This is a genomic window from Stenotrophomonas sp. 05L44_2 (assembly GCF_056665995.1).
Window position 1 is genome coordinate 1 of sequence record NZ_JBFTNR010000959.1, and the last position, 1,242, is coordinate 1,242.

1 protein-coding gene is annotated in these 1,242 nt (G+C 68.0%); it reads left to right on the forward strand.

Features of this window, described 5'->3' with window-relative positions; translation table 11 throughout:
• A partial coding sequence (locus tag AC1VAN_RS22305) for a TonB-dependent siderophore receptor (RefSeq protein WP_480986800.1) occupies window positions 1–1,242 on the forward strand: 1,242 nt, incomplete at both ends.

Sequence of the window (1,242 nt, forward strand, 5' to 3'; positions counted from 1 at the left end):
TGCCGACGGTCGCCGCAACTTCTATTCGCTGGCCACCGACTGGCTGATCGGCGAACACGGCAAGCTGGAAGTGGATGCCAACTACCAGACCAGCGCGCAGCGCTCGGTGTCCGGCTTCCAGCTGCTGGGCGCGCGCGACCTGCCACGCGGCGTCGACCGCGAACGCCTGCTCGGCTACCAGCCGTGGCAGCGGCCGGTGGACATTGCCAGCACCAACATTACCGCGCTGCACACCTATGACTTCAACGATGCGTGGCAGTCGCGCGTCTCGGTCGGCCACAGCCGTTCGGTGATCGATGACAACGTCGCCTTCGCCTACGGCTGCTACTACACCGCAGGGTGCGCAGACGGCAGCGTGCCGGGCAACTACTTCGCCCCCAACGGCGACTACGACATCTACGACTACCGCAGCCCGGATGACACCCGCCGCAACCAGCAGGCCCGTGCCGAACTGCGCGGCAGTTTCGAGACCGGCAGCGTCGGCCACCAGCTGAGCGTCGGCGCCGACTACTTCCGCCGCACCATCGACAAGCGCCCGAGCGTCAACGAGTACGTCGGCACCAGCAACATCCACGACGTGCAGGTGCCGGTGTTCGAGCCCTCGCCGAAGATGCCGGGTGCATCGGCACGGCGCCTGGACAGCCGGCAGACCGCGTTCTTCGCGCTGGACCGGATGAGCTTCGGCGATGACTGGCAGTGGCTGGCCGGCGGCCGCTTCGTGCGCCTGGACGAGCGCGCCTACGACAAGCGCAGCACGCCGCAGCGCCACAGCCGCCTGTCGCGCTTCCTGCCGCAGACCGCGCTGGTGTGGAAGGCCACCGACCAGCTCAACGCCTACGCCAGCTACGTGCGCGGCATTTCGCTGGGCCAGGAAGCACCGTTCTGGACGTCCAACGCCGATACCTTCCTGCCGTCGATGCAGTCGCGGCAGCTGGAAGTGGGCGTGAAGTACGTGCCAGTGGACGCCCTCACCCTGGGCGCGGCCGTGTTCCGCACCTCCCAGCCCTACCAGTACGCAAAGCCCGACGGCAGCGACGTTGGCTACACCTTCGTCGAAGAAGGCCAGCAGACCCATACCGGCCTGGAACTGACCGCCAACGGCCAGCTGACCGACGCGCTGCAGATCGTCGCCAGCGCCAGCGTGCTGCAGGCGCGCGCACGCGATACCGGCACCCCGGCCTATGAAGGCCATCAGCTGGTGAACGTGCCCAAGGTGCGCGCCAGCGTGCACCTGGCCTACGC